The 19,831-nt window shown below is 47.5% G+C and carries 18 protein-coding genes; 14 read left to right on the top strand and 4 right to left on the bottom strand.

What is annotated here, in order from left to right; all coding sequences use genetic code 11:
• Positions 1-240: 240 nt before the first annotated feature.
• From B3K42_RS08865 to B3K42_RS08850, 4 genes are all read right to left on the bottom strand, one after another.
• A complete protein-coding gene (locus B3K42_RS08865; RefSeq protein ID WP_110991129.1) occupies positions 241-870 on the bottom strand; it encodes a class II aldolase/adducin family protein in 630 nt (209 codons plus the stop codon).
• A gap of 1,128 nt (positions 871-1,998) precedes the next feature.
• Positions 1,999-3,405: an FAD-binding oxidoreductase gene (locus tag B3K42_RS08860; RefSeq protein WP_110991130.1), complete on the bottom strand. Its 1,407-nt coding sequence runs from the start codon at positions 3,403-3,405 to the stop codon at positions 1,999-2,001.
• Entirely contained in the window at positions 3,402-4,400 is a 999-nt protein-coding gene (locus B3K42_RS08855) for an electron transfer flavoprotein subunit alpha/FixB family protein (RefSeq protein WP_110991131.1), read from the bottom strand. Before B3K42_RS08855 ends, B3K42_RS08860 begins: the two co-directional genes overlap by 4 nt.
• Positions 4,393-5,190, bottom strand: a complete 798-nt coding sequence (locus B3K42_RS08850) for an electron transfer flavoprotein subunit beta/FixA family protein (RefSeq protein WP_110991132.1) — start codon at positions 5,188-5,190, stop codon at positions 4,393-4,395. Before B3K42_RS08850 ends, B3K42_RS08855 begins: the two co-directional genes overlap by 8 nt.
• Positions 5,191-5,577: 387 nt before the next feature.
• Between B3K42_RS08850 and B3K42_RS08845 the strand changes: the two genes are divergently transcribed.
• The 14 genes from B3K42_RS08845 (at position 5,578) to B3K42_RS08780 (ending at position 19,239) form a co-directional block, all read left to right on the top strand.
• A complete protein-coding gene (locus tag B3K42_RS08845) occupies positions 5,578-7,386 on the top strand; it encodes a diguanylate cyclase (RefSeq protein ID WP_110991134.1) in 1,809 nt (602 codons plus the stop codon).
• Positions 7,387-7,606: 220 nt separating this feature from the next.
• Complete coding sequence (locus tag B3K42_RS08840) at positions 7,607-8,575, top strand: ABC transporter substrate-binding protein (RefSeq protein WP_110991135.1); 969 nt, start codon at positions 7,607-7,609, stop codon at positions 8,573-8,575.
• A 79-nt stretch (positions 8,576-8,654) separates the two neighbouring features.
• Positions 8,655-9,350, top strand: coding sequence for a deoxyribose-phosphate aldolase (gene deoC, locus B3K42_RS08835; protein ID WP_110991136.1), 696 nt, complete (start codon positions 8,655-8,657; stop codon positions 9,348-9,350).
• A 14-nt stretch (positions 9,351-9,364) separates the two neighbouring features.
• Positions 9,365-10,888, top strand: a complete 1,524-nt coding sequence (locus B3K42_RS08830) for a sugar ABC transporter ATP-binding protein (protein WP_110991137.1) — start codon at positions 9,365-9,367, stop codon at positions 10,886-10,888.
• Positions 10,889-11,881, top strand: a complete 993-nt coding sequence (locus B3K42_RS08825) for an ABC transporter permease (RefSeq protein WP_110991138.1) — start codon at positions 10,889-10,891, stop codon at positions 11,879-11,881.
• A 6-nt stretch (positions 11,882-11,887) separates the two neighbouring features.
• Complete coding sequence (locus B3K42_RS08820) at positions 11,888-12,292, top strand: VOC family protein (RefSeq protein ID WP_110991139.1); 405 nt, start codon at positions 11,888-11,890, stop codon at positions 12,290-12,292.
• A 27-nt stretch (positions 12,293-12,319) separates the two neighbouring features.
• Complete coding sequence (locus tag B3K42_RS08815; protein WP_110991140.1) at positions 12,320-13,252, top strand: ribokinase; 933 nt, start codon at positions 12,320-12,322, stop codon at positions 13,250-13,252.
• On the top strand, positions 13,249-14,778 hold the full coding sequence (gene xylB, locus B3K42_RS08810) for a xylulokinase (RefSeq protein WP_110991141.1): 1,530 nt from the start codon (positions 13,249-13,251) through the stop codon (positions 14,776-14,778). The genes B3K42_RS08815 and xylB overlap by 4 nt, the downstream gene beginning before the upstream one ends.
• Before the next feature lie 44 nt (positions 14,779-14,822).
• On the top strand, positions 14,823-15,572 hold the full coding sequence (locus B3K42_RS08805; protein WP_110991142.1) for a GntR family transcriptional regulator: 750 nt from the start codon (positions 14,823-14,825) through the stop codon (positions 15,570-15,572).
• Between the two features lie 14 nt (positions 15,573-15,586).
• Positions 15,587-15,988, top strand: coding sequence for a D-ribose pyranase (gene rbsD / locus B3K42_RS08800; protein ID WP_110991143.1), 402 nt, complete (start codon positions 15,587-15,589; stop codon positions 15,986-15,988).
• Positions 15,988-16,641 (top strand): orotidine 5'-phosphate decarboxylase / HUMPS family protein, encoded by a 654-nt coding sequence (locus tag B3K42_RS08795; RefSeq protein WP_258367466.1) that lies wholly within the window; start codon positions 15,988-15,990, stop codon positions 16,639-16,641. The genes rbsD and B3K42_RS08795 overlap by 1 nt, the downstream gene beginning before the upstream one ends.
• Positions 16,638-17,198: a 6-phospho-3-hexuloisomerase gene (hxlB, locus tag B3K42_RS08790; RefSeq protein WP_110991145.1), complete on the top strand. Its 561-nt coding sequence runs from the start codon at positions 16,638-16,640 to the stop codon at positions 17,196-17,198. Before B3K42_RS08795 ends, hxlB begins: the two co-directional genes overlap by 4 nt.
• A 14-nt stretch (positions 17,199-17,212) precedes the next feature.
• Positions 17,213-18,199 carry an aldo/keto reductase gene (locus B3K42_RS08785; protein WP_110991146.1) on the top strand — a complete coding sequence of 329 codons (987 nt, stop codon included), beginning with the start codon at positions 17,213-17,215 and terminating at the stop codon, positions 18,197-18,199.
• 11 nt (positions 18,200-18,210) lie between these two features.
• Positions 18,211-19,239, top strand: a complete 1,029-nt coding sequence (locus B3K42_RS08780) for a zinc-dependent alcohol dehydrogenase (protein ID WP_110991147.1) — start codon at positions 18,211-18,213, stop codon at positions 19,237-19,239.
• The last annotated feature ends 592 nt before the right edge of the window (positions 19,240-19,831 follow it).

Below are 19,831 nucleotides of genomic sequence, written 5' to 3'. Positions count from 1 at the left end.
CTGGAACATCAACATTTCAGTTGAAAGTGAAATCGGCTCAAAAACTGCGAAGTCTTATCGAAGGCAGAGGCTATTTTTTCGAATGGATCATTTCTTTTGACAAGGATTGTTTTCGAGTAAAGAGATAAGACTCCTTCTTTTCGTTTGAGAAGTCAACTCGAGAGATTATGCTTCTCCTGCAATTGAGATCATATGTTCAAGGTTGTTTATTCTCTCGGAAAATCAAGATATTGCCTGTGGCTACTCCTTCGATTTTCTTATTTTTTTCAAGAACTTCTCCACATCTTCGGAAGGGATTTCGAGGTAACCGGGCTCGGCACCGGAAAAGTGGGTGATCTGAGCCAGAAACTCCAGCGTCTCGAGTTTTGCATAAGCCTCTTCGATGCTACTTCCGCCGACAGTAACCCCGTGGTTTCTCAAAACGAAGGTTCTTGAGCCTAACTTCAGGCCCTCGTCGAATATCTCCGCGAAATCATCCGTGCCGGGCATTCTGTACGGAAGATAGGTTATCGGTGCCAGCATGAGCGCAGTTTCAGGAAGAACATTTACAGGAAACTTCTTCTGCTGGACTGCCATAGTGGTTGCGTAAACGGGATGGGCGTGGAAGACGGAAACCACGTCTTCACACTCTCTGTAAATCTTCAAATGCATCCTGTACTCGGATGAGGGCTCGCGACTTCCGCTAACTTTCCTTCCAGTCAGATCTACCTCGACAAGATCCTCTTTCGTCAGAAAGTGCTTTACCATTGTTGTGGGGGTAATCACAAAATGGTCTCCAATTCTAACGCTCATGTTTCCGCCGGTACTCTCGGTAAGTTTTCTGTCCCACGCCAGCCTCGCAAAAAGGACCAGCTCTTTTCTCAAATCCATAAGGACCTCCATTTTGTTCTATAGTCTGTTCTATATACAGTATGAATCAATTATAAATCGATTCGATTATAGCCAGTCACCTTCGGTGGCCAGTCTCTGCCCTTGGCAGAGGCCAGTCGCACTTCATGAAACCAGTTTCGCTCCGCGGAAAGAAAAAACGCGATCGCTGTGAAGAGCCGTTTTCCGTTAACCGTCCAAGATCATGGACCCGTCCTTCGAAGAACAGTTGCAAGTTGCCTGTTCCAAGTTGCAAGCCCAAGAATAAAAAATCGTCAAAGAACGGTTCTTCGTTCCGACGCTACGCGTCCAGGTTCTTGGTTCTTCATCAAGGATTCCGCGTCTCTCATGCATTCTGAACTTGTTTTAGCATCTCGGTCCTTCAATAAGACGAGTCGAGAAAGAGCATTGTCGAGATTTTGCTGCGCTCACCAAGAGGGCGAGAGCACCGTCTCGCCCTGTCTCCTTATCTCGTGGTCCTTAACGAAGAACTTTGACACAAAGTGCGAAGAAGCGTTTTTTCCAGCGTACAGCCTTCAGCGTTTCTTATCCAAGCGGCTCTTTCCCCGCGAAGCGGGCATTGCGACCTGGCATGTTCTTCGCCAGCCTTGCGTCTTGTGTATTGTTGTAGCCTCACTTCCTGCCGGAGGCAGCATCACTTCTGATCTTGATGCCACCAACCCGCTATCCCCAACCCCGGTCTTTCAAAAGCTCAGATCCTGAACAGGAGCACTTCAGTGACAAAATAAGTTCGTTCTGATCAGATTCGCCTTTTTCTCGGTCTCTTGTTCTTCTTACAACTGACAACTTGCAACTGATCCTATGCTCTTTCCAGCGTTCAGCGTCTCTTATCGAGCGGCAAGCGGCTTTTTTCGGAGAACGGAGAACCGTTCAACGGCGAACCAGTTTCTCTTGCTCTTCCTACAACGAACCCGCTAAACCCAACACGGTCTTTCAAAAGCCCAGATCCTGAACAGGAGCACGAGGATGACAAAAAAAGTTCGTTCTGATCAGATTCGCCTTTTTCTCGGTCTCTTGTTCTTCTTACAACTGACAACTTGCAACTTGCAACTAATTCTTTGCTCTGTCCAACCCCAACCTGCTATACCCCCGACCACGGCTGTCGGTTTTTCAAAGATCCACGATCTTCCCTGGATTGAGTATGTTGTTTCGATCAAAGGCCATTTTTATGCCTCGAATTAGGTCAAGTTGCGCTTTGTCTACGATCGATGCGAGGTATTTCTTCCTCTTTATACCTATGCCGTGTTCTCCGCTGATGCAGCCCCCTAACTCTGTGGTTTCGTCAAAGAGCTCTTTCTCGGCCAGTGGGAGATTTTTGTTCCACTCTTCTTGGGGAAGGTCTCCCTTTATGAAAGTGACATGGACATTTCCGTCGCCGGCGTGTCCAAAGGCAATCATTTCGAGTCCGCGCTTCTTTGCGATCTCTTCAGACCTCTTTATTAGCTTAGGTATGTTGGCCATCGGAACGGAAACGTCTTCCATGCTGTGTACGGGGCTTATTGCTGCCAATGCCTCCGCAATCGACTTTCTGGCCTTCCATAGTTTGTCTCTTGTATTCCGGTTGTCTGCCACGAAGGCTTCAAGACCGCCTGCTTCGATAGCGGCTTCCCCGAGTTTGACGTAATCGTCGAATATCGAATCCTTGCTGTTACCTTCGACTTCAATTATCAGGTGAGCGCCGGCGTCGGAATACGGGAATTCGATATTAAGGAAGCTGCAGGCCGCCCTTATCGACGAGCCGTCCATAAACTCCAGGGAAGTAGGGACAACACCCGAACCGCTCATCAACCCAGGTACTGCGGCAATTGCCGTATCGATATTCGGGTACGGTACGAGCAGTGCCACGGAATACTTCGGCTTTGGCAGCAGCCTCAGAGTTATCTTCGTGACAATTCCGAGCGTGCCTTCAGATCCGACCATGAGATGAACAAAGTCCAGACCGCTGACATCCTTCAGTCTCTTCCCTCCGAAGTACGTAACCTCGCCTGAGGGTAGTACAACCTCAAGGCCGTAAACATGGTATCCCGTCGGTCCATATTTCATCACTTTGTTTCCACCGGCATTTTCCGCAACGTTGCCCCCGATCGAGGAACTCTCGCTGCTGCACGGATCACCTCCGTAAACGAGGTTATGCCTGTCTGCCAGTTTCTGAATTTCGCCGGTTATCACTCCCGGTTCGACCGTAATCATCATGTTTGCTTCGTCGAACTCGAGAATCCTGTTCATCTTCTCGAAACTCATGACGATTCCACGATATGAAGGCACTGCGCCTCCCGAAAGGCCCGTTCCCGCACCCCTTGGGGTAACTGGAATCAAGTGCCTGTTTGCGAATCTCATGATCTGCGACACTTCCTCAGTACTTACAGGGAATGTGACGACCTCCGGTCTCACGGCTTTCAATTCCGCTGTCTCGTCTCTAGAATATCTATCCAGTGACTCCTCATCGTATTTGACGGGGATATTGAGTACTGATTGTAGCTCTTCGATCAGGCCCGCGTCCAGCTGTCCGTAATTCATCTCTTCACCTCCGACTCAAGAGACTCGGCAAGTTCGTTCAGAATCTCGACCGCGTCTCCAACAAGCCCGATATCTGCGAAGTTGAAAATCGCGGCGTTCCTGTCTCTGTTTATCGCAACGATGAACTCTGCGGTTTGCATCCCAGCAATATGCTGAACGGCGCCCGAAATACCCGCAGCGATGTAGATCTTCGGTTTAACTGTATGGCCACTCAATCCGACTTGAGCTTCGTGTCCTATCCACTTCGAATCAACGATCTTTCTTGAAGCGCCGATGGTTCCGTTAATCATTTTTGATAGCCTGTAGACAGGTTCCATGTTTTCGACCTTTCGAAGTCCCATACCTCCTGCGATTATTACTTCGGCGTCCTGAACACCCTTCTGCCCCTCTCCTATTGGATGGAACTCGATGAGTTTCGCTACCGTTTGGGCTAAATCCGGAGTCACGTCAAAGCGAACCAGCTCACCTTTGCTTTGATATGCTTCCTTCAAAGCCGAGAATGTCTTCGGTCTCACGGTGGCCATCTGAGGCCTGTGATTCGGAGTCTTTATAGTTGCCATTATGTTGCCGCCTATAGCAGGTCTCGTCTGAAGAAGGTTTCCAGTTTCCTCTTCTATATCTAGACCGGTGCAGTCGGCCGTCAGGCCAGTCTTCAAGAGAGCCGCCAGTCCGGGCATATAGGTTCTGCCCGAAGTTGTGGCTGGCGCAAGAACGATCTCCGGTGCGAACTCTCTTACGATAGCAGCCAGAGTCTTTGTGTATGGTTCGAAATTGAATCTGGAGAAGCTTCTGTCTACTGCCAGGATGATTCGATCTGCCCCTCCTGAGAAGAGAGCGTTAGCCGAATCCTCTTCGACAGGCTTGTCGGAAAGAACAACTACTGAAACCGTAAGAGGCCGCTTTATGGATAATTCTCTCGCCTTTCCAAGTAGTTCGAATGTACTTGAGTGGATTTCATTTCCTCTTCTCTCTGCGATTACCAGGAGATCACTCATGGTTCACCTCCAGATAGGGTACCAATCTCTTCTTTATCTCATCTATTCCGTCTCTGATACTGCTCCCCTCGTACATCTCTACCTTCCTCGAGAGCTTCGGGGTCCCAATTCTCACTACTCTTGTTGGTGAACCTTTCAAGCCGATCTCCGATGGATCTAATTCCAGAAAATCGTTGCCGACCCTCTCTATTGAGGCATTTCTGGCGAGTTTCTTTCCATTCAAGGTGGGGAGTCTGGGTTCATTGACATCTTTAGTCACCGAAACGAGTGAAGGTAGGGGAAGCTTCCATACTTCCTTTCCATCTTCCACTTCGCGTTCGATTGTTATGCCCGATTCATCTAGCTCAACTATCCTCGAAACATAAGTAGCCACGGGAATACCCAGCATAGCGCCTGTTTCAGGGCCCACCTGACCGGTTTCTCCGTCGGTAGCCTTCTCGCCGGCCAGGATCAGGTCAAAGGGACCTTCCTTTTCTGCAAACCTCGCTAGAGCCATAGACGTTGCCCACGTATCGGCGCCTGCGAACTTACGGTCTGTCAGCAGCACCGCCCTGTCGGCACCCATTGCTATTGCTTCCCTCACGGCCTCTTCTGCGGCTGGTGGTCCCATAGAAACAACCGCAACGGAGTGATTACCAGTCTCTTTGATTCTCAACGCTGTTTCCAGCGCGTGCAGGTCGAGAGGATTGATAACGGTACCAACACCCTCTCTTATCATTGTTCCCGTCTCTGAATTTAGCTTCACTTCGTCGGAGTCCGGGACCTGTTTTAGAAGAACGAGTATTTTCAAGACAATTCCCCCTTGGCGTGTATTCTCTATTCAATCTTAATACACGTGTCGATTACTTTCGCGGCCGTAGTCCAGATTTTGGAACGAAAGTCTTTGAAAGACTTGTTTTTAGCCACTTGATTATTATTGACCGTTTTGCTCTGAAAACCGATGAAAAATTGGTTACTTGATTTAATTGTCAGCACAAAGTGAAGGCGCACATATGTAGACGGCAAATACGTTTGAGTATTTTTCCATAATATTGCTTTTGAGTTAATGGAAAGTACTTTGTAGTCTGATTGGGAGCGATAAATAAGGCCCATAAATGATTCTCACTAAATTCCGGATTTTTAGAACTTCAATTATTCGTAATGATTGTGCTATCATATCAATAATCGGGGTGAATCGATGAAAAACAGGAAGACTTTCTTGTCACTTGTCTTGATTCTCTTGTGTGTTTTTGTTTTCGCAGATAAGCTCACTTTCGGCGGGGATAACGCATATCCTCCGTATGAGTTTGTTGATGAAAACGGTGAGCACACGGGATTCAATGTGGACCTGATGAAGGCCGTCTCTAGAGTTGCCGAGCTGGATATTGAAATAGAGCTCGGTGAATGGAATCTCGTGGTCGAAAAGTTCAAGTCAGGAGAACTTGACGGCCTAATAGGCATGGCTGTCACTCCCGAACGGCAAAAGATATACGGTTTTTCGATTCCCCACAATACTCTGCACATGGCGATCTTTTACAGAAAAGGTTCCAAAGAGCCTACCGTAGATGATCTGAGAGGAGGGGAAATTGTCGTACAAAGGAACGGTGTCATGCACGACTATCTCCTGGAGAACTCTATAACCGATGAGATTGTCGCGGTTGATTCTCCACTTGAAGGACTCAAGTTTCTCTCATCCGGTAAGGGAGATTATGGTCTCTTCGAGAAGTACCAATGTCTCTACTTTGCCAAGGAGAACAAGATCGATAATCTTGAAGCTTCAAGCATCATGGTCTTCGATAGAGATTACGCTTTCGCAACGGCAAAAGACGACTTCGCTCTTCTCAATAAGCTGAATAAGGGCCTCCTACTTGTAAGAGAGAGCGGGGAATACGGCATGATTTTCGAGAAGTGGTTTGGCTCGGCAAACTGGTTCGAACAGAATAAGAGGAATCTGCTGGTGACCGCAGGAATTGTCGTTTTCTTTGCCATTGGTCTGTTTGTCCTCTGGTTCTGGAATCACACTCTTAAAGTACGTGTCAAGGCAAGAACCGAGGAGCTTGAGAAGAAGGCAACTGAAAACGAGCGCCTCAGGGACAAGATAAGAAGTCTCCACGATATTGCCTTCAAGATGGAGAGCTGCACAGAAGAAGAGGAAGTCTATGATCTCATAGTTAGAGCGGCCACCGAAATTCTCAGCTTCGACTATTACAGTCTTGACATTGTCGAAGGAGACTATCTTGTCGCAAAGAGAAACTCGAACAACATCGAAGTCAATTCAAGGGTTCCAAAGTACGAGGGAATTGCTGGAAAGACTTTGAAGACCGGGAAAACGATAATAGTCGATGACGTTTCGAAGGAAATCGATGCAATACCTTCAAGCAATAGGATCAAGGCTGTACTTAGTGTTCCCATCGGCGATTTCGGCGTTTTTCAAACAGTCACAGTTGAGTCCGTGAGCTTTAAACATGAAGATGCAGAGCTTGCCGAGTTGTTGATGCTTCATGCTCTTGGAGCCTTTGAAAAGATCAAGAAGACTAGAGAAATACAGTTCCTTGCTTTCCACGATTCGCTGACTGGTCTTTACAACAGGACCTTCTTAGATGAGGAAGTATCCAGAGTAGACACTTCGAGAAATCTTCCGATTTCCGTAATTTTCGCGGATGTAAACGGGCTGAAGGGTTTGAACGACCGTTTCGGCCATTTCTACGGCGACGATTATCTGAAGACAATATCTCGCACAATCAAGGAATCCTGCAGGCACGAGGATCTAGTTGTTCGATGGGGTGGAGATGAGTTTGTTGTCCTTCTTCTGAGAACAGACACCGAAATGGCAGAGGAAATCGTTTCAAGAATCGAGAAAAATCTGAGCAAGATAGACTGTTTCGCCGTGGAAGCTAGTGTCTCATTTGGAGTAGCCACTAAGAGAGACATGGTAACTGATTTTCATGATGTGCTGAGAAATGCGGAGCTTGCAATGTATTCGAAGAAAAGAGAACTCAGAAGGTAAGAAAGAGTCCAGAAGACCAACCTTTCCAGAAACAACTGGCGATGATTAAGAGTGATTAAAGACGATTATGTCTTCTTTTTTTCTCTAGGCTTCTTATAACTAAGATTTCCTCTGTCATTCAAATTTGATTCGAGTTTGGTCACTTGCTATAATTATAGTGTTTGTACGTACATGTGTACATACGTATGTACAGAACAATCTTATAAGGAGGGTTTTGCTAATGCGCAAAGTACTTATGCTACTTGTCATGGCTTCCATTCTTTTCGGAGCCACATTAGGTTTTGCCGCTTACGAAATTGCTTTTATTGTAAAGGCGACGGATTCTGACTTCTGGCAGTACACGATAGTCGGCGCTAAGAATGCCGAACACGATCTCCAGGGTCTTGTGAATGTCACGGTTTACGGACCTCCGTCCGAATCAGACATCGACAAGCAGGTTGCCATTCTTGAGGACGTTGTCAACAAGAAGCCCGATGCGATTGTTATTTCTTCGACAAGCTCGGAAGCTCCTTCTCTGATTCTTGACGAAGCTTACAAGCAGGGAATCAAGATAATCCTTATTGACAACTTCGTCTATGATACTGGATACAATTCATTCTTAGCGACTAACAACGCCGTTGGTGGCGCCGCTGCAGCCGACAAGCTGGTTGAGGCTCTGAAAGCAAACAACAAGCCTTTGGATGGCAAGGTCGGTCTGATAAGTGCAATGGCCGGTGTCCAAGTTCTCACCGACAGAGATGCTGGGTTTATGAACAGATTGAAGGAAATAGCTCCGAATCTCGAAGTCCTGCCAACGATCTATGTAGACAATGACATTTCAAAAGCGGCCAACGCAGCTGAGGACCTTTTGATAGCTCATTCAGATTTGGTTGGTTTCTTTGCTGACAATAATCACACAGGAATCGGTGTTTCCAGAATCATTGAGCAGAGAGGTCTAGAGGATGAGATAATGGCAGTTGCTTACGACTCAGATCCTTTGGAAATTGAGGCGCTTGATAGTGGAGCACTGAAGGCTCTCATTGTTCAGGACCCCCACGGTATGGGCTACAAGGGTGTTATGTACGCCTTCATGGCCATTCATGGCGAGCCTCTTCCCGAATACTACGACACTGGAGTCTACGTAATTACAAAGGACATTCTTGAAGAGTCTATGGAAATTCTCGATCCATTTTCGAGAAAGAGATATTAATTTCAGCAAGAGCTAATGTACCCAATGGGCAGCGAAAGCTGCCCTTTTTCAGAAATTTCTGCCTACCCCGGAGGTATTTATGAATAGAGACATTCCTTTTAACAGGCGTTTCGATAATACTTTGCTCACTCCAGAATCGAAATGGGAAGATATCGAAAGTTTCGTTGATGAAACACTCGAGTACAACTTCAGAAATGTAGTTGTGCCTTGGTATGCGATCCCGACTTATGTCATTGAAAAAGTCCAGGGAACTGAAGTTGGAATTAATGTGGGTCCAGGAGGCTTTCCGCTCGGAATGATTCCCACTGAGTTGAAAATGAGGGAAATCGAATACTATATTTCTCTCGGAGAGGCGGTTACTGATTTCGACATTGTGATAAACGTATCTGCAGTCAAATCGAGAAACTGGGATCTGGTGAAACGGGAGTTCGTAACTCTTTCCGAGCTTGTAAAGAAAGGAAACAGAATCTGCAAATTCATAATAGAGACCAGCAGATTGACTGAAGAGGAAATAGTCAAAGTGTGTGAATTGATAGTAGACGTTCCAACAATCGACTTCGTGAAGACCGGGACGGGTTTCGGTCCTAGAGCTACTTCTTATCGTGATGTTGAGCTGATTAACTCTGTCGTTTCCGGGAAGAAGCAGATCAAAGTTTCCGGGGGCGTCAGGACTCTCGAGCAGGTCGAGAAATTCATGGAAATGGGAGCTACTGTCTTCGGTTCAAGTTCCAGTGTCTCTATATACAAAGAGTATGAAAAGAAATATGGTGGTTAAAGGAGAGCGATAACATGCCCGAGGAAAAGACCGTAATTGAGCTAGAAGGTATAAACAAGAGTTTCCCTGCTGTTAAGGCTCTTGACAATGTCTTCCTCTCCGTCAAAAACGGTGAGGTGAGAGGGCTTGTGGGAGAAAACGGAGCAGGGAAATCGACACTCATAAAGATAATTACAGGAGCTTATTCGAAAGACTCAGGGACAATGATCTTTGAAGGAAATGAAATTTCCAGGAATTCACCGTTGATATCAAAAGCGTTGGGAATCTACGCCGTTTATCAGGATGTCATGGTCACACCCGATCTTTCCGTGGCAGAAAACTTCTTTCTTGGGCAGCAACCTAAGATTGGTCCATTCATAAACTGGAAGAAGATGTACAAAGAATCAACGGAGTTCCTGGAGAATATCGGTCTGGACATAAACGTCCGCAAAAGCATAAAAGAGTTGAGTATAGCTGAAAGTGAAATGATAACCATATCCAAGGCGCTCTGGCAGAAGCCCAGACTAGTTATCTTTGATGAACCGACCGCCGTGCTCACAAGGAATGAGACGAAAATTCTCTTTCAGATAATAGATGAACTCAAGAATCAGGGAACGGCCGTAATCTATATCTCGCATAACCTTGAAGAGGTCTTTGACATATGTGATACGGTTACAGTCTTGAAGGACGGGGCCACAGTGGGAACTTACACAACGGAAGAGCTTGAAAACGTTGAGAAACTGATCCCTCTGATGGTTGGCAGATCGATTGAGGAGATGTACCACAAAAAAGACACAAAGGCTGGCAAAGAGCTCCTGAGGGTCGAGAACCTTTCCGGAGAGAGATTCGAGAATATCAGTTTCCATGTAAGGGAAGGCGAAGTAGTAGGCTTCTTTGGCTTGATGGGTGCTGGAAGAACTGAGATTGCACGGGCGCTTTTCGGAGCCGATTTTCTTAAAGAAGGAAAGATATCGGTTGAAGGCAAAGACGTTTCGATAAAGACACCGAAGGATGCGCTGATGAAGGGTATTGGCTATCTTCCGGAAGACAGGAGAAAACAGGGAATCTTCTTGCAGCAGGATATAGATTTCAATATTAACATAATTAACTTCGACGAGGTGATGGCGGGTCCTATCATCAACTATGGGAAGGCTCATTCACAGGCAAGAGAGTATATCGACAAGCTTTCTATAAAGATTGGCAGCATCTTCCAGCCGGTTTCCGAGCTGAGTGGAGGAAACCAGCAGAAGGTAATCATCGCTAGATGGCTCTGTAAAAATACAGATGTTCTAATCTTCGATGAACCGACCGTCGGTATCGACGTTGGAACGAAATCGGAAATATACAAACTCTTCGGCGAGATTCTCGCCAGCAACAAGGGGATTGTGCTCATATCCTCCTATCTTCCTGAACTCATGAGCATGTCTGACCGTATATACGTTATCTCTAACGGTAGAATGGCTGGAGAGGTCGACAAGAAAGACTTTTCCGAGGAGTTCTTGCTGACACTTGCAATGAAGAATATTGTTTCAAAAGAAAAAGTGAAGGAGGCGGTCTAAATGGCTGGAAAGAGAGATAGAAAAGTATTTGCCGAAAGAAACCTTCTGATTATTCTGGTTGTGATGTGGGTCTTTCTTGCCATTGCGACGGGAGGGAACTTTTCCTCATGGGCTAACATAACCAATCTTATTAGGCAGTCATCGATAAATGGGGTAGTTGCCATCGGTATGACCCTCATAATCATAACTGGTGGAATAGATCTTTCAGTTGGTTCTATAGTCGGTCTCAGTGGAATGGTATTTGCGATATTTACTTCTACAAGAGGCGAGTTTCAATTTCCGACCTTTGTAGGAATACTCATCGCTCTAGGCATAAGCGCGATAGTTGGGCTGATAAATGCCATCGCAGTTCATGATGGGAAAGTTCCGGCTTTCATAGCAACGCTAGGTATGATGACACTTGTTAGAGGAGTCGTAATGTATATTTCAAGCGGAAGGATGGTTACCGGCGTTCCCAATGAGTACAGGCAGTTTGCCGTCGCAGAATTCTTGGGTCTGCCTGCACTTGCTTGGACATGGATAATACTTGCGGCAATCATGATATTTGTGTTGAAATACACCAAGTTTGGCCGAAATCTTTATGCCATAGGAAGCAACGAAGAAGCGGCAAGGCTTTCAGGTATTAGCGTTCGTCTGAACATGTATTCATTCTACATTGTAGCTGCGATTTTCAGTGCAATAGCAGGTTTGATGCTAGGAACGAGAATGGCTGCAGGAGTGCCGACCGGGGGACAAGGCTACGAGCTCGATGCCATAGCCTCGGTTGTTATCGGAGGAGCAAGTCTAAGCGGAGGAGTAGGTACCGTCCTTGGTACAGCCCTTGGCGCTCTTATTATCCAGACCATAAGAAATGGCGGTAATCTTCTTGGAGTAGATCCATTCATAATGCAGATAGTTATCGGTGCAATAATAATCCTTGCGGTGTTCTTTGACCAGTTCGTCAAGAATAGAAGAAAGGGCGAAGGTCTAAAGAGACTCTTCAAAAAGGCATGATGGGAAATGAAGATAAACAAGTTCTTTCATGTGGCAGTAGAAGTCCCCGATCTCGATAAAGCGCTCGAGTTCTACACAGGTCTTCTCGGGTTGAAACTGGTTAATAGAGAGAAGCTGCCTGAAAAGAGGCTCGAAGTGGCGTTCGTTGCCGGCGAAGGCTGTGAAATCGAACTTATGTGTTACGAAGATAGCAAAGAGAGGGAGTTTGCTCCTGAATCACAATCTCACTTTCAGCACCTTTCTTTTGTTGTAGATGACATTGAAAAGGCAATGGATTACCTTAAGAGCAACGGCATTGAACTCGAATCGACCGATCCTATTACGGTCTTTGACGGAAAGGTTTACTACAACACGTTCAAGGGTCCGGGCGGTGAATTGCTGGAGATCGCGGAAGAGAAGAGACCTAGATAAAATTATTGGATTGTTTGGAGGTTTCAGATGAATAAAGTGACAGTATTCGGTAGCTATGTCATGGATCTCACTACCCTTTCTCCCCATATACCCGTTGTAGGAGAGACGGTCTTTTCCGGTCCCTTCAAGATGGGTCCCGGAGGCAAGGGTTTCAACCAGGCTGTGGCTGCCAGAAAGGCCGGATCTGACGTCAAGTTCATGACGAAGATAGGCAAAGACTTGTTTGCTCCATTCGTGAAGGACGCATTCGATAGATTTGGAATCACAAAGGAGTATCTTCTCGAGTCGGATACTGCCGGAACTGGTGTCGCTCTGATAATAGTAGATGAGAACAATGGAAACAACGCTATTGCAGTTGCGCCAGAGGCGTGCAACGAGTTGACTGTTGAGGATGTTAGAAGGCACAGAGATATCTTCACCTCTTCCAATGTCTTTCTTACCCAGTTTGAAGCGAATCTCGACGCAACCTATGAGGCGATAAAACTCGCCAGGGACTCCGGGGCGAGAGTCTTGCTAAATCCCGCTCCCGTAAAGGAATTTGATCATTCGATCCTAAAATATGTAGACATTATTATGCCGAACGAGATAGAGGCCAGCCTCATGACGGGAATTCCCCTCGATGGAATGGAGTCGATAGAGGCTATAGCGTCTGAATTGAAGAAGTCGGTGGACATTGTACTCATAACTCTTGGAGGTAAGGGAGTTTACTGTCCATCGGTAAATGGAGGACTCGTCCCCGCCTGCAGGGTGAAGACTATTGATACAACCGGAGCTGGAGATGCATTTGCCGGCGTTTTTGCGGCATATCTCTCAAGGGGAGAGAGATTGGAAAGAGCCATCGACTACGCCCGTGCCGGAGCCGCCATTTCCACGACAAGATTCGGCACTTCGCCTTCAATGCCGGAAAGAAAAGAAATCGAAGCTCTCGTTAATGAGATAATCGGGGGCGATAAGAAGTGAAATACGTCATCGCATACGATCTGGGAACTACCGGGAACAAGGCGACACTTTACGGAGTGGACGGAAAACTCCTGGCCAGTTCTTTCTCAGGTTACAAGACCTATCATCCCGGGCCGAATCAGGTAGAGCAAGATCCTCTGGAGTGGTGGGAGTCCGTCAAAGAAACCACCTCGGAGCTCATCGTCAGGGCCGGTGTCAATCCCGAAGAGATAGTCGCTATAAGCTTCAGCGGCCAGATGATGGGAGCCATTCCCGTGGACAGGGACGGAAAGCTCCTTAGAAGAGCCATCATATGGGCCGATCAGAGAAGCGTCGAACAGTCGGCAAGGCTCGAAGAAGTGGGCAATGATTTCGTTTACAGGCTCACGGGATCGAGGATAACGCCGACATACTCCGGCCCGAAGATTGCCTGGATAAAGGACAACGAACCCGAAATATACAATAAGGCACATAAATTCCTGAATGCGAAGGATTACATAGTATCCAGATTCACCGGAGAGTTTGGGACGGACCATTCAGATGCATCTATGACGCTTCTCTTCGATATCAAAAACCTGAAATGGTCGGAAAGACTCGTAGAGGTTCTCGGGCTGGATATGGATAAACTTCCCGCCGTGACCTCCTCAACGAATGTCGTCTCGGAGATACTACCGAAGGTAGCGGAGGAACTTGGACTGTCTAAGAAGACTCTCATAGTCCGCGGAGGCGGAGACGGCGCGTGTGCCTGTCTCGGAGCAGGGGTTGTCAGTCCCGATGAGGCTTATCTCTATCTCGGTTCGTCGAGCTGGGTCAGCACATGCTCCACGGAACCGCTCTTCGATGAGAAATCGAGGACGTTTAACTTTGCTTATCCCATAGAGGGTTTTTATTGCCCCACTGGCACAATGCAAGCAGGCGGAGCCTCTTATCATTGGGCAAAGGATGCTCTCTGTCAGCACGAAGAAGAGAAGGCCAAGGCACTCGGGCTCAGCGCCTTTACAATTATGGACGATCTAATTGACCAGACAAGACCCGGAGCGGGAAACCTAATCTTCCTGCCCTATCTGCTTGGGGAGAGAAGCCCGAGGTGGAACATAAATGCTAGAGGAGCCTTTATAGGACTTTCCTCGACACATAGAAAGGCCGACATGCTGAGGGCGGTGCTCGAAGGTGTGGCCTTCAACCTGAAAATAGTCCTGGATATTCTTGAGACAAAGGGAAAGTTCGACAAGATTCGCCTTATCGGCGGAGGAGCAAAGGGAAGAAACTGGAAACAAATTGTAGCCGATATATTCGGAAAGACGGTTACCGTGCCGGAGTATCTTGAAGAGGCAACGTCAATGGGAGCGGCTATTATTGGAGCTGTTGGAGCTGGAGAGATGACGTTCAAGGAAGCGTCTAACTTCGTGAGGGATGTTCAGTTCATCGAATACGACCCAGAAAATCACAGGTACTACGAAAGACTTTTCGATGTTTTCGATAAGGCCTACAGTTCGCTCATAGAAACCTATGAAGACCTTGCAAAACTGAGACCGTATTCGAATTAGCCTATTTGCCTCTCGAGTACCGCGAAGAAGGATGTGATTTCATAATGCTTTTTAATGCAGACAGAAGAATAGCCCTTGATAGAGCGAGTCCGGTTCCTCTCTACTACCAGATTTGTAGAATAATCTCGGATTATATGAAGGAACCGGGCGCCGTTGGTAGAAAACTTCCAACGGAAGAAGCTATGATGAAAGCGTTTGACGTCAGCAGGGCGACCGTGAGGAGAGCCTTGCAGGCCCTGGAAAGCAGCGGACAGATCTCCAGGTCTCGGGGAAGAGGAACTATCGTAACGAACAACGCTTCTCAGGAGCAGCTTACAACTATCCGAAGCTTCACTGAACAGATGAGGCTCGAGAGCCATGTGCCGATAACTAAGGTTGTTGAGGTAAAGAAAGTCAAGGCAGGTCCGGACATGGCGAGAATTCTCCACGTCTCGGAAGACGAAGAGTTGCTTCAGGTTACGAGACTGAGGGGAAATGAGTCTTACTTTCCTCTTGCTCTCTTCATATCATTTCTCACGTCTAGATCAAACCTTACTGGAGAAGAGAACTTTGAGGGTTCTCTTTATGAACTGATGGGAAATAAGGGAACTGCCGTCGTCGAGGGAGACGCGATCATAGAGGGACGGCTCGCCGAGGGAAGAATAGCAAAGCTTCTGAAGATAGAAGAGGGAGCGCCGATCCTATATTACGAAAGAGTAGGCTGCACTGCCCTGGGTGAGCATGTTGAGCTGGTGCAGTGCTGGTACGAAGCAACCCACTACAAATTCCGGATACATTTGACTACAAAGATTTGAAGGGAGCGATAATTATGAAGAAAAGCGGAATTCTGAATAAAGAGATATGCAATCTTATAGGTTCGATGGGCCACACAGACTTACTGGTAATATCTGACTCCGGACTTCCTATTGCCTCAGACAGATACAGGATAGATGTCAGTATTGTAGGCGGAAAGCCAGGGGTCTTCGATGTTCTAGATCCCGTGCTGGAAGAGCTTGAAGTTGAAAAGGTAATCTTCTCTGAAGAGATGAAGACCGTTAGTCCAAAATGCCTAGAAGATACTTTGAAGCACCTGCTCGAAGGCATAGAAGTGGAATTCGTTCCCCATGTCAGGTTCAAGGAACTCACCAACACTCAGTCTAAAGGAGTAATCAGAACCGGCGAGCAGATTCCATACTCCAGTATCATTCTCGTTGGCGGGGTAACCTATTGATGATCCGTTTACAACTTGCAAACGACACTCACATAAAGGCCAGCTTTCTAAAGACCGCCAAAGAAGTCGCGGATTATATAGACATTCTCGAAGTCGGTACGCCTGCCGTTCTTGCTCACGGTGCGGCTCTGGTAAGAGAGATAAGCGAGATCCTTCCCAATCATGAGATTCTCGCAGATATGAAGATTGTAGATGGAGGTTATCTCGAAGCGACGATGGCTTTTGAAAACGGGGCTGATATCGTGACGGTTCTTGGATTCGCTTCTTTCAAAACGATTTCGGAAGTCAGAAAAGCTGCCGACCAGTTTGGCGGAGAGCTAATGTTGGACACTATAGAGATTTCTGATCTCCAATCCTTTGCCGAAAAGGTCTCTCCGCTATCACCGGATTACGTATGCATCCACACCTCTGCCGATCTGAGCGGTGTGGGAGAGAGCATGCACCTTCTCGAATACGCGAAAAAGATCGAAATTATCCGGAGGGTCCTTCCAGAGGCAAAGATCGCCGTTGCTGGCGGAATATCTCCCGACAATCTCTCCCATGTCTTCCCCTTGAAGCCCGACGTAGTGATTGCCGGAAGATCGATATGGGAAGCAGCCGATCCTGCAAGAGTGGCATCGGAGATAAAGAAGCGACTGGAGAAGGGCTCATGAAATTCGAAAGTACGCTTGATGTTGTTATTGACGAGATTAGATCCGTCCTGTCCGGAGTTACGGATGAATCGATCGAAGAGCTCTCCGAGAGAATTCTAAAGGCAAGAAGAGTTTTTCTCTTTGCGATGGGCAGGTCTGGCCTGGCGATCAAGGCCTTCGCGATGAGGCTTATGCATCTGGGATTGAAGGTCCATGTTGTTGGAGAAGTAACCAGCCCCTCTTTGGGAGAGGGAGACCTCTTAATCGTTGGATCCGCTTCGGGGGAGACTCCTTCTGTGGTTCTTAACAGCGAGAAGGCCCGAAAACTTGGAGCCGGAATAGCTTCTATAACTGCCAGCAAGGAATCTACAGTGGCGGGATTCAGCGATGTGGTTATTACGATCCCCACGAAGACGCCGAAAGTGCCAGACAGGACGGGCGTCTCTTCGGTTCAACCGATGGGGAATCTATTCGAACAATCACTGTTGATTCTAACGGATATCATTGTGATGAACTTAATGGGGAAATTGAGCATAGATTCGGAAATGATGTTCAAGAACCACGCAAATCTCGAATAAGGGAGGCGAGACAATTGAAGTACAAAAAAGTGAAAAAGATAGAAGAGAAGCTATCGGCACTCGGTTACGGTTGCTGGGGAGTATCCGGCCCCTCTTTCTGGGATGGAACGACCGACGAAGATTCGATCAAAACAATCCAGAGGGCAATTAGCGGTGGCATAAACGTTTTCGATGTGGCGCCCGTGTACGGTTTGGGACACGCTGAGGAGGTACTTGGAAAGGCAATGAAAGGCTCGAGGGATAAGATCTTTGTCGCAACAAAGTGTGGCCTTCTCTGGGATGATCAGGGAAGAACGAGAAACTGCCTGAAGCCGGAGAGCATCCGCAAAGAGATAGAGGATAGTCTCAGAAGACTTGGAACTGATCACGTGGATCTTTATCAGCTTCACTGGCCAGATCCCGAAGTCGAGATCGAAGAGACAATGGAGACCATGGTTCAGCTGAAGAAGGAAGGAAAGATAAGATACATAGGTCTTTCTAATTTCTCCATCGCTGAGGCTAAGAGAGCTATGAAAGTGGGAGAGGTCAGCAGCATGCAGGGTCTCTACAACATGCTCGAAAGGAACCCAAAGAGCTACCATAATATTCCGCTCGATTACAGGGTTGAAGAGGAAGTCCTTCCCTTCGTTCTGGAGAATGGAATGGCCTTTCTGCCATATAGCCCGCTCTTCCAGGGACTCCTGGCTGGAGCGATAAGCGACAAGAAGAAGTTCAGCGAACACGACGTGCGGGCAGCAAATCCGAAGCTAAATTCACCTGAGTTCAAGAAATACTACGAGGTCGTCGTGGAACTGAACAGGCTGGCGCATGAGATAGGGAAGCCTCTGAGTCACATAGCCATCAACTGGCTTATCAGAAATGAAGCAGTGACATCGGTTATTGCGGGCGCTCAGAAGGTCGAACAGATAGAGCAGAATCTCGGCGCCGTCGAATGGGATATGGACGACGGACTATACGAAAGGATAGAAGAGATAGTCTCCGGTTCAAATCTAGAGCTGTAGGGGGTGTCTATGTGAAAGCCGCGTTTGTAAAATCGCCGTTCAAATTCGAGGTCCGGGACGTAGATCTTCCCCCTCTGAAACCGAATGATGTACTGCTGAAGATAAAGGCCTCGGGAATCTGCGGAACAGATCTTCACACAGCAAGAACTGAAGCCAAGGATTGGCAGACTTTCGGCCACGAGATAGTCGGCATTGCGGAAGAGGTCGGTTCAAATGTTGAAAATGTCAAGGTCGGACAGAGCGTGCTGGTAGAAAGCGGCTCCTTTTGCGGGACTTGTGAGGACTGCAGAAACGGGCGAGTGGATCTCTGCCATGACAGAGCACCCAACGTCTTCATAAGGGCCGAGAAAGAGAATCTCACGATGGGCTTTGCCGAGAAGGTAATAATCGATAAACAGAATGCGGTGCCATTCGAAGGAGTCCCATACGAAGAAGCCTCTCTCGTCGAGCCAATGGGAGTTGCGCTTGACCTCACATACACGGTCGACCCCAAGCTGAACGACGACGTGCTCGTCGTTGGTCTAGGCCCGATCGGTCTCATGGCCGTTCAGATAGTCAAGGCCATGGGAGCAAGAAGAGTCTTTGTCGCCAACCATTCAAGATCTAAGATAAGAATAGATGTCGCAAAGAGCTTCGGAGTGGAGGATGTCATACTGGTCGACAAGACCCCGATCGGCTCCTACAAATTCCCCAAGGGCGGCGTGAATAAAGCTCTCGTCACCGCACCGCCGTATGTAATTCCCGAAGTTCTCGACGTCATGAATTTTGGAGGAGTCGTCGGCTTCATCGGAATTGATTACGGTGAGGGACGGTTCATAAAGTTCGATGCCAACAAGTTCCACTTCAACAAGCTTCAGCTTAGAGCCTCACATGCAGTTCCGGCTCTTTACTTCCCAAGATGCGTAGAAATGATAAAGAGCGGAGCAGTAAATGTGAAACCTCTGATTACCGATACCTTCAAACTGGAAGATATCGGCGAGATGATGGTCAAGGCAGAGAATGAGAAAGACAAAGTAATCAAAGCCGTAATGCTAGATTGAGAATTAATGCAAAGGCCTGCCGAACGGCGGGCCTTTTTCTTTGAGATCACAAAAAACCTCAGATGTCAGAGGTGTGAGGAAAGAGGTCAGAAAACAAAGATCCTTCTGAGGACCTACACATTTCGTCATGCTGGATCCAGAGCCGTCCTTGGTCCTTTGTCCCAGATCATGAACCCGTCCTTCGAAGAACAGTTGCAAGTTGCCTGTTCCAAGTTGCAAGCCCTAGAGTAAAGAAACGTCAGATACCTCGTTCTGAACATGAGGTCCGTTCTTGACGTACACACACACCCCGTCGACGAATGAGCCGTCGCCACCACTCTCGAGAGGGGATCAAAGAGCTTTTCAAGATCCCAGATCCTTACCTGTCCTCTTTGTTTTTCCCTTCTCTCTACTCCCTGAATAAATGCCTTGACCAAGAACGAAGAACAGATCCTCGCTCTGGAACGAAGAACAAATTCTTTTTCTTGGACGGGCAACCAAGGACGGTTCCTCACAGTCTTGCAACTTGCAACATGGCACTTGGAACTGTTTTGCCCTGCGTTCAGCGTCTCTTAGCGAGCGGCAAGCGGCTCTTATCGGCGAACGGAGAACC

Origin of the sequence: Mesotoga sp. UBA6090 (assembly GCF_002435945.1) — a bacterium.
Lineage (GTDB): Bacteria > Thermotogota > Thermotogae > Petrotogales > Kosmotogaceae > Mesotoga.
This window is presented reverse-complemented; position numbering and strand designations above follow the sequence as displayed.